At 61.6% G+C, this 9602-nt stretch carries 8 protein-coding genes; all 8 read right to left on the bottom strand.

What is annotated here, in order from left to right:
• A partial coding sequence (locus BFN67_RS04365) for a pyruvate dehydrogenase complex dihydrolipoamide acetyltransferase (protein ID WP_080918379.1) occupies positions 1–1287 on the bottom strand: 1287 nt, incomplete at its 3' end.
• On the bottom strand, positions 1288–2286 hold the full coding sequence (locus tag BFN67_RS04360) for an alpha-ketoacid dehydrogenase subunit beta (protein WP_080918378.1): 999 nt from the start codon (positions 2284–2286) through the stop codon (positions 1288–1290).
• Positions 2286–3320: a thiamine pyrophosphate-dependent dehydrogenase E1 component subunit alpha gene (locus BFN67_RS04355; protein ID WP_080918376.1), complete on the bottom strand. Its 1035-nt coding sequence runs from the start codon at positions 3318–3320 to the stop codon at positions 2286–2288. The genes BFN67_RS04360 and BFN67_RS04355 overlap by 1 nt, the downstream gene beginning before the upstream one ends.
• A 2-nt stretch (positions 3321–3322) precedes the next feature.
• A complete protein-coding gene (locus BFN67_RS04350) occupies positions 3323–4642 on the bottom strand; it encodes an NAD(P)H-dependent oxidoreductase (RefSeq protein WP_080918415.1) in 1320 nt (439 codons plus the stop codon).
• Positions 4643–4852: 210 nt separating this feature from the next.
• Complete coding sequence (locus BFN67_RS04345; RefSeq protein WP_080918375.1) at positions 4853–5629, bottom strand: ABC transporter ATP-binding protein; 777 nt, start codon at positions 5627–5629, stop codon at positions 4853–4855.
• Positions 5626–6627, bottom strand: a complete 1002-nt coding sequence (locus tag BFN67_RS04340; protein ID WP_080918373.1) for a FecCD family ABC transporter permease — start codon at positions 6625–6627, stop codon at positions 5626–5628. The genes BFN67_RS04345 and BFN67_RS04340 overlap by 4 nt, the downstream gene beginning before the upstream one ends.
• A complete protein-coding gene (locus tag BFN67_RS04335) occupies positions 6624–7436 on the bottom strand; it encodes an ABC transporter substrate-binding protein (protein WP_425349736.1) in 813 nt (270 codons plus the stop codon). The genes BFN67_RS04340 and BFN67_RS04335 overlap by 4 nt, the downstream gene beginning before the upstream one ends.
• A gap of 83 nt (positions 7437–7519) precedes the next feature.
• Positions 7520–9442, bottom strand: coding sequence for a TonB-dependent receptor domain-containing protein (locus BFN67_RS04330; RefSeq protein ID WP_080918370.1), 1923 nt, complete (start codon positions 9440–9442; stop codon positions 7520–7522).
• Between the last annotated feature and the right edge of the window lie 160 nt (positions 9443–9602).

Below are 9602 nucleotides of genomic sequence, written 5' to 3'. Positions count from 1 at the left end.
GAGGCGCTTGAAGGCCCCGAGCAGTTCGGCGCCCAGCGCCCCGTCGACGGCGCGATGGTCGGTCGAAAGCGTCACCGACATCACGGTGGCGATGGCAATCTCGCCATTTTTGACCACAGGCCGCTCCTCGCCCGCACCCACCGCCAGGATCGTCGCATGCGGCGGGTTGATCACGGCGGCAAAGTCCTTGATGCCGAACATGCCGAGATTGGAGACGGCTGTCGTGCCGCCCTGATATTCTTCCGGCTTCAGCTTGCGCTCGCGCGCGCGTTTGGCCATGTCCTTCATCTCGTTGGAGATCGCCGACAGGCTTTTCTCGTCGGCTTTGCGCACGATCGGCGTGATCAGCCCACCGGGAATGGAAACCGCAACGCCGACATCGGCATGCCTGTGCTTGACCATGGCGCTTTCGGTCCAGGACGCATTGGCATCCGGCACCGCCATCAAAGCCATGGCCATCGCCTTGATGATCAGGTCGTTGACCGAAAGCTTGTAGGCGGGAACCTCGCCATGCTCGGTCTTCTTCATCGGGGCCGCGCCATTGAGTTGTTTTCGCAAGGCCAGCAGCGCATCCAGTTCGCAATCGAGCGTCAGATAGAAATGCGGGATGGTGGATTTCGCCTCGACCAGCCGCCGCGCAATCGTCTTGCGCATATTGTCATGCGGCACAAGTTCGTAGGAGCCATCCTCGAACAGCTTCAACACCGCATCGTCAGGCATTGCTTTCGGCGCCGCGGAAGCGGCCGCAGCGGCAGGTGCGCCTGCCGCCGGTGCAGCCTTCATGCCGCCTCCAGCGACTGCCGTCTCCACATCCGCCTTCACCACACGGCCATGCGGACCGGACCCTTGGACGGCGGAAAGATCAACTCCACCTTCCCGAGCCAGTCGGCGGGCCAATGGCGTCGCGCGGACCGCACCCGCCGCAACAGGTATATCCTGTGCGGCAGGCGCAGCCTGCACGAACTTGTCCTGGGAGGACGGTTCTGATCTTTCTGTGTCAGTTCGGGTGGTGTTCACTGGCACCTCAGGCACCGGGCCAGTTTCCTCGCCCTCGGCATAGATCCAGGCGACCGCCTCGCCGACGGGAATGTCCACGCCTTCCTTGCCGATGATGTTGCGCAGCGTGCCGCTGGCCGGCGCGTCGATCTCCATCGCGGCCTTGTCGGTCTCGATCTCGAACAGCACGTCGCCCTGCTTGACCGCAGCGCCCTCATCCACGAACCAGCGTGAAATCTGACCGGTCGCCATGTCCATGTCGACCTTGGGGAGAATGACCTCGATCGGCATCTAGCGGTGCCCCGTCACGAGATCGCGCGCCGCCGCGACGATGTCGGGCACCTGCGGCACCGTCGCCTTCTCCAGTTCGGGATTGTAGGGAATGGGCGTTTCCGCCCCGCCCAATCGCACGATCGGCGCATCGAGATAGTCGAACGCCTCGCTCTCGGCGATCATCGCTGACACTTCGGCACCGATGCCCAGTGTCTTCACTGCCTCATAGACGCACAGAAGCCGCGAGGTCTTCTTTACGCTATCGATGACTGTGCGCTTATCCATCGGCCGGATGGTTCTGAGGTCGACCACTTCGATATCGATCCCCTCTCCGGCTAGCGCCTCAGCCGCTTCCAGCGCCTTGTGCACCATGATCGAAGTGGCGACGATGGTAAGGTCGCTGCCTTCGCGGCGTATTTCCGCCTTGCCGATCGGCACCGTGTAATGGCCTTCCGGCACGGGGCCTTTCATCTTGTAAAGCAGTTTGTGCTCGAAGATCATCACCGGATCGGGATCGGCGACCGCCGCCAGAAGCATACCTTTTGCGTCATGCGGCGTTGCCGGCTGGATCACCTTCAACCCCGGCACATGGCCGAGCCATGCTTCAAGGCTCTGGCTGTGCTGGGCCGCCGCACCCGTGCCGGATCCGGCTGGAAAGCGCATCACCAGCGGCACGGACACCTCGCCGCCCAACATGAAGCGCATCTTGGCCGCCTGGTTGACGATCTGCTCCATGCCGAGCGTGGCAAAATCGGAAAACTGGAACTCGAAGATCGGCCGCATGCCGGTAACGGCAGCGCCCACCGCGACACCCGCGCCGCCGAGTTCGGAAATCGGCGTGTCCATCACCCGGTCAGCACCGAAGCGCTCGACCAGATCGCCGGTCACCTGGAAAGCACCGCCATAAACGCCGATGTCCTCGCCCATCAAAAAGACGCGCTCGTCGGCCTCCATGGCCAGCGCCATGGCCTCCTGAATGGCCTGCGCATAGCTCAGTTCACGCACGGATGCGTCCATCACGCCACCTCCGTGTAGACGAAATCGGCATGGTCGCGAATATCAGGCGCGGGGCTGTCCTTGGCGAACTCGATACCTTCGGCGATTTCCTTTTTCACCGCCTCGCGCACGGCCTCGATGCCCTTGTCGTCGATAATGCCGAATTCTTTCAATTCAGCCTCGAAATGATCAATCGGGTCGCGATGCTCCACCCAGTCCTCGATTTCCGCCTTGGTGCGATAGCGGTTGCGATCGCTCTTGGAATGGCCGCGATAGCGATAGGTCTTCGCCTCGATCAGCGTCGGCCCCTCGCCCGCCCTCGCCCGCTCCACCGCCGCATGGGAGGCTTCCGCGACTTCGGAGAAATTGTTGCCGTCCACGATCACGCCCGGCATCGCATAGGCGGCGGCGCGCTCGGCGATGTTCTTCACCGCCGTCGAACGCGCCGTGGAAGTAGACATGCCATAGCCATTGTTCTCGCACACGAAGATCACCGGCAGCTTCCAGATCGCGGCCATATTGAGCGCCTCATGGAAAGCGCCCTCATTGTTGGCGCCGTCACCGAAAAAGGAGACGACGACCTTGCCGTTCTTCATTTTCTTGGCGGTAAGCGCCGCACCCACTGCAATCGGGATACCGCCGGCAACAATGCCGTTCGCGCCAAGATTGCCCTTCGACACATCGGCAATGTGCATGGAGCCGCCCCGCCCCTTGCAATAGCCGGTGGTCTTGCCGAAGAACTCGGCGAACATCCTCTTCACCTCCGCACCCTTGGCGATACAATGGCCGTGGCCGCGATGCGTCGAGGTAATCTGGTCCGCGTCGGTCAGCGGCATGCAAATGCCCGTCGCGGTGGCCTCCTGCCCGATCGAAAGATGCATGGTGCCGTGGATCAGGCCGCGCATGTAGCTGTCCTCCGCCCCTTCCTCGAATCGACGGATGAGATACATCTTGCGCAGCACTTCCCTGAGTTGTTCCGGCGAATAATGCCGGTAAGCGAAGGGCTGGTTCGCTTGCGCCTCATCCATGACTGCGATCTTTCTGGGGCTGGCCATTATCAGGCTCCGTAAACAAGCTTATCCTGCCGGGCACGCAGTTCGGCGATGCGCGAACCGGGCGCGACGGCGGCATTGGCGTACGTGATGAGTTCGCCCTTCCTGATCGGCGCCGTCACCGAACCGCCTTGCAGCAGGCCACAGGGAATGGCCTTGGCCGAATGGGCTTCCGGTGCGGTCATGATCCAGGCGCGGTAGCAATATTCGCCAATGGCATCGAGCGCCTCACCGGACTTCAAATCCTTCTTGGCAACGGCGCAGACTTCAGCCACCGGCTTCGACAGCGGCACCATGTCGGCCTTGCCGTAGAGCACGACACGCGCGCAGGTCAGCGGCACTTCCAGCGAGGTCAAATGATAGGGCCGGTGGAAGGTGAAGTACGGGCCGTGCCCCATCTTCAGATCCTCCATGCGCTCGGAAATGCGCGGATGCGACATGTCGGCGATGACGAAGACGCCGGGCGCGACGCCCTTGCCTATGGAATAATCAACGACGCCGACCTTGGAGAGCACACCGCCATCCCTTTGCGGTACCAGCGTTTTCGACAATTCGCCAAGCGTGGCGGATGGGCCGTGCATACCCGGCTTGTCCGGCACCAGGCCAGTGGCGTTGGCGATGGCCGCCATTTCCACCATGGTCTTGGAGCCATCGACGAATTCGACCAGCATGCGCACGTTCATGTTGCGGCGCGCCGCTTCCTCCTCATAGTTGGGCGGCGTGGCATCGACATTGAGCGGATTGTTCTTGCCCTTGCCGGCGGCAACGATGGGGTGGCCCATGGCTGAAACGAATTCGATCAGTTCCATGCAGGACGACGGCTCGTCGCCGGCGCCGAGCGAATAGGTAACGCCCAGCCGCTCCGCCTCGCTCTTGAGGTAAGCGCCGATGGTCACATCGGCCTCGACATTCATCATCACCAGATGCTTGCCGTGCTCCATGGCGTGCAGGCCGATCTCGGCGCCCACCGCCGGCACGCCGGTGGCGTCGATCACTACATCGATCAAATCATTGCCGATAACGAGATTGGCGTCAGCGGTTACGGCGACCTTGCCGGCCTCCATGGCGCTCGTCATCGCCGTGGCGCTGTCTGCCTCGCGCGAATGGCCCTCTTCACGAAAGGCGATATCGACAGCCTTCCTGGCATTCGGCACATTCAGTTCGGCGATGGCGCCGACCTCGATGCCATCCATGTGCGCCACGCGCGTTACGATATCCGTGCCCATCTCACCCGAGCCGATCAGGCCGATGCGGATCGGCTTGCCGGAAGCGGCCCTCTCTTTGAGGTCACGCGCAAGCCCGATGGGGGCAACGTTGATGGTCATGAGAAATTCCTCCGCTGGCATGAGCCGCTGTTTCATGAATAATGAACATGTGTCTTGCGATCAAGTCGAATGTTCATAGAGGCGTGAATCTCGCCCGCCCTCAGGAAGCACCCGAACCACCGGACTTCAACCGTCTCGGCGAGACAAGTCCGCCTGAACCGGCCGATGAGCGCGGCTGACAGGAACGATTTCGGAGTTTTTCAGGTTCCGTCAGGATGCCGTGATGTCGAGCGGCAGCAGAACCGGCCCGCCGCCAGCCTCGCCGACAAAGGCTTCTATGCGATAAACGGCGCGCAACCGTTCCGGCGTCAGCACCGCACGCGGCGCACCATCGGCGACCACGATGCCCTGATCGAGCAGGATCAGCCGCGAGCACCAACGTGCCGCAATGCCGAGATCGTGCATGGAAGCGACCACGCCATGCCCCTCCGCAGCCAGCGCGGCAAAGGTACGCATCAGCGTGATCTGGTGCGAAGGGTCCAGCCCCGCCGCCGGTTCATCAGCCAAAAGCAGCGGTGCATCCTGTGCCAGCGCACGGGCAATCAAAACCCGCGCCCGCTCGCCGCCGGAAAGCGCGGTAGCGGGTCGGTCGCGAAACCCATCGACCTCCATGCGCCGCATCGCCGCATCGGCAATCGCCCGGTCGGCCTCACCGGGCGCAGCAAAGGCGCCCAGATGCGGAAACCGCCCCAGCATCACCAGCATTTCGACCGAAACAGGCCAGGCGATGTCGCGCTCCTGCGGCAGATAGGCGATCTGTTGCGCCCGCTCGCGCGCCATCATCGCAGACGCGTCGCGCCCACCGATCGATACACCGCCCTGATGAGCGACAAAGCCGAGAACCGAACGCAACAGCGTCGATTTGCCGGCGCCATTCGGCCCGATCAGGCCGACGAATTCGCCGGCAGAAATATCCAGCGACAAGCCCTTGAGGACGGGCTTGCCGCCGAGCGAAACTTTGAGATCATTGACCGAAAGCAGGCTCACAGCATCTGCCTCCGCGTCTTGTAAACCAGCCAAAGGAAGAACGGCGCGCCGACGATGGCCGTCAGCACGCCGAGTTTGAGTTCGCGCTCCGGCGCAATCACACGCACCAGCGTGTCGGCGGCCAAAAGCACGCACGCCCCGCCGAGCGCGCTGGCCGGCAACAGGCGCGACGGGCGCGACCCGACCAGCGGCCTGAGCATATGCGGCACCACCAGCCCGACAAAGCCGATGACGCCGGCCACCGCCGTCGCCGCACCGACCGACGCCGCCGTGCCGAATACGGCCAGAAACTGCACCCGGCGCATATCGACGCCCATGCTGGCGGCGGCATCGCTGCCAAGCGTCAGCGCGTCGAGCGCGCGGCCGAGGCTGGCCAGCATTGCCCAGCCAACGAGCATGAAGGGCCCCGCCAGCCACACATGCGTCATCGAGCGGTCGGTCAGCGAACCCAGCATCCAGAACATGATTTCCAGCGCCGCGAACGGGTTGGGCGACAAATTGAGCGCCAGTGCGGTCATGGCGCTGGCAAGGCTGGAAATCGCGATACCGGCGAGGATGACTGTGAGCGCACCGCCACGCAGGCCGGCCATGGCCTGCACCACAAGCACCGCCGCCACCGCGCCGGCAAGGGCGGCCAGCGGCAAGCCGAGCGGGAACAGCGCCGAAAAGCCGGTATAAATGGCCAGCACCGCACCGAGCGAAGCCGAGGCACTGACGCCGAGCAACGCCGGTTCGGCCAGCGGATTGCGCAGCCAGCCTTGCAGCACCGCACCCGACAAGCCGAGCGTCGCGCCGATCATCAGGCCGAGTATGGCGCGCGGCAGGCGTATTTCCTGCATGATGAGCGCAATGGCGCTGCCGCTTGAGGAAAACAGCGCCTTGACGCTTGCGCCAAAGGCAATCGCCGCCGGCCCGACAGTCAGCGAGGCGGCGAACAGCATGAGCGTAAGCGCCGACAACAGCGCCAGCACCAGCCGGTAGCGCGCCACGTCGCTCATCGGTCAACCGCACCCTGCTTCAGAGCGGCGCGCTGGAGAATGCGCGAGGCCTCTAGCGTGAACGGCCCGCCGCAGATCGTGTATTTGTCGGGAATGGGCACCACGCGCTCAGCCATGGCCCGAAAAGCAGGGTGAGCAAAATTCTCCTTGGCCAGCGCCGGCGCGCCATACTGGCTGTCACCCTCGATGATGAGATCGGGATCAGCGAAGATCAGCAGTTCCAGCGGCAGCCGCGTCATGCCCTTGAAGCCGAGCGCGTCGCCCAGATTGGCAAGCCCCGCCGCCTTGACGATGGCATCCGCCAGCGTACCGGAACCGGAGGTATAGCTATTGGCATAATAGAATACGGCATTTTTGCGCGGCACCTTGCGCACCGCCAGTTCGGCAAGGCCATTGTCCAGTTCCGCGACCAGTTCGGCGGCCCGACCCTCACGACGCAGCAACACGCCCAGGCGCGTCAGGTTCTCGCGCACATCGTTGAACGAAGATGCCGGCTTGAACGTCTCGACATGAAAGCCGAGTTCCTTCAACAGCGCCACGGTTGCTTTTGCCGTATAGGTGCCGGCCAGAACGAGGTCCGGATGCATAAGGAAGACTTCTTCCGCCTGCCCGTGATTGAGCGGATAGCGCGCGGCTTCGTCGATCATCACCGAGGTGCCCTTTTCGGTGGCGAGGCTCGACACCGATTTAAGCTGACCCGGCGCGGCCATCAGCATCGCCATCTGGTCGGTGCAGAGGTTGATGGAAACGACGCGCCGGGGGGCGGGACTGGTGGCTTGGGCGCTTGACGGAGCAAAAGCGAACGCCATCAGGGCCGCCACGAAAGCGGCCCCGGTGTAACGATAGCCCGACAACACTGCGGTCATGGCAAGAAACGCTTTTGCTCTGTGTTCTAGAATGACCGGGTGAAACTCAGGTCGAAGGTACGTCCCGGAGCGCGATAACCCTGTTTGGTCTGGTACTGTTCGTCGAAGATATTGGCCACCGAGAACTTGAATTGCGATTGCTCGTCGAGCGCATAGTGCGCAGTAAAATCGGCCGTCACATAATCAGGCAATTTCTCGAGGTTAGCAGCATCCGCATAGCGCGACATGCCGTAAATGACCGCAGCCGAAAGCTCCAATTTTTCTGTCGGTTTGTAAGTCAAACCAGCCGTAGCTTTGAAGCGGTCGCCATAGGGTACGTATTTGCCGTGGACGCCCGGGCTCTTGTTCAGCGGTTCGCGGATATCGATGCCAAGGCGGCCCGCCCACTCATCGTTGAATTCATGTCCCAAGGTCGCTTCGAACCCAGTGATACCCGCTTTGTCGACATTGCTGGGCTGCCAGAAACCGCTTGGGTTAGAGGGGTCGACCGGGGCCCAAGCGATCATATCATCAAGATCATTACGATATAGAGCCATATCGAGTGTTGTCTGATCGGTCACGCTCCAATTCAAACCGACCTCGTAAGATCGCGACTTCTCAGGTCGGAGATCGGGATTGCCACTATAAGGATAATAAAGATCGTTGAACGTCGGTGCGCGAAAACCGGTAGCGTATGAGGCTCGCGCAACTAGCCCGTCCATCAATTCATAGCTGGCGCCGATATTGTAGGTGGTGGCTCCGCCGAATTGCTCGTCGTGATCGTATCGAATACCGGTATCGATAGTCAGCGCTTTATATTCGAACGAGTATTGGCCGAACACGGCAGCAAGGTCGCGCTTGGTATTTGCGTACTCCATCCCTTCGCCGGTGCTGCCATCGATTGACTCACGGTAGGCTTCAACACCGCCCAGAATTGTGTTTTTGGCTTCGCCATACTCGAAGGTTTTTTGTGTCGAGGCGAGCACGCCATACCTGAGCGTATTGAAATCATCTCCCTTCACTTCCCCTCTGAAATTGGAGGAATTGTCGACAGCAGTCATAAATTCGACAGTCGATGCCCAAGTGTCAGAGTGATCGATCCTAGCACCAACTTTTCCTACGAATGTGGTGTTGTCGGCAGTATCGGCGGGGTATTTCACCGCCCCGGTGAATGAATCCTTGTACGCGCTGTCATAATCCGTGCGCCCTCGTGTAAAAAGCCCATCCGCATATATTCGACCGGCATCGAAATCTTTCGAAAGTGCGAAATTTGCCGACCCTTGCAGGAAGCCATCCTTATCCAAATCATATGGTGACGTCGTAAAATCATAGCCCTCCGTGCCAATGACCTGCGCGCCGAAGGAATAATTCACACCGCTCTCACTCTGGCCCTGCACATTGCCGGAGACATAACCGCCCCACGGATGCATAACACCGACCGTCGCCGTCGCGCAGCTTTGGCGACCATCGGAGCAGATACCGCCCTGCCTAGTGATGATATTAATGATGCCTCCGATAGCGTCGGCGCCATATTGCGCCGAATGGCCGCCCTTGGCGATCTCGATGCGCTCGATCGATGAAAGCGGAATGCTGGAAAGGTTCACCGTCCCTGCGGTTGCAGAACCAGCCCGTACGCCATTGACCAGAACAAGCGTCTGTGCAGCGGTTGTACCTCGCAGCGAGACGCTGGAATCCGCCCCCATGCCGCCATTCGTCGTCACCGAAACGCCGGGATAACTCTTGAGCAGGGATGGCAGATCGGGCGCAGCCGATTGCTTGATGTCCTCCTCGCTCACCACCGTTACCGACGAGGTCGAGCGCTCTAAAGATGATTCGCGCCGCAGCGGCGTGGTGATCAGTATCCGGTCCAGCTTCGTCACGCCCTGCTCGTCCGTTCCGGCATCCTGTGCAACGCCGGCTCCCGTCAGCGCCAGGCTCAGCGTGCCGGCCGCGATAAATATCGTTTTCAAATCAGTCCCCAAGTCGGTCGCGGGCTATCCACAAGCCCGTGGTTTTCAAAAAACCGCGACCTGATTCGGCGAAAACTGGATGGGATTCGATTAATCCCCCCTCGGCCGGTCCGGCGCGCGGCAACACGCATGTGTCACCGCCACGGACGACCGCGCCTGA

Source organism: Manganibacter manganicus (assembly GCF_002075885.1).
Taxonomy (GTDB): domain Bacteria; phylum Pseudomonadota; class Alphaproteobacteria; order Rhizobiales; family Rhizobiaceae; genus Mesorhizobium; species Mesorhizobium manganicum.
Note: the sequence above shows the minus strand (reverse complement) of the source record. Positions and strands in the feature narration are given on the sequence as shown.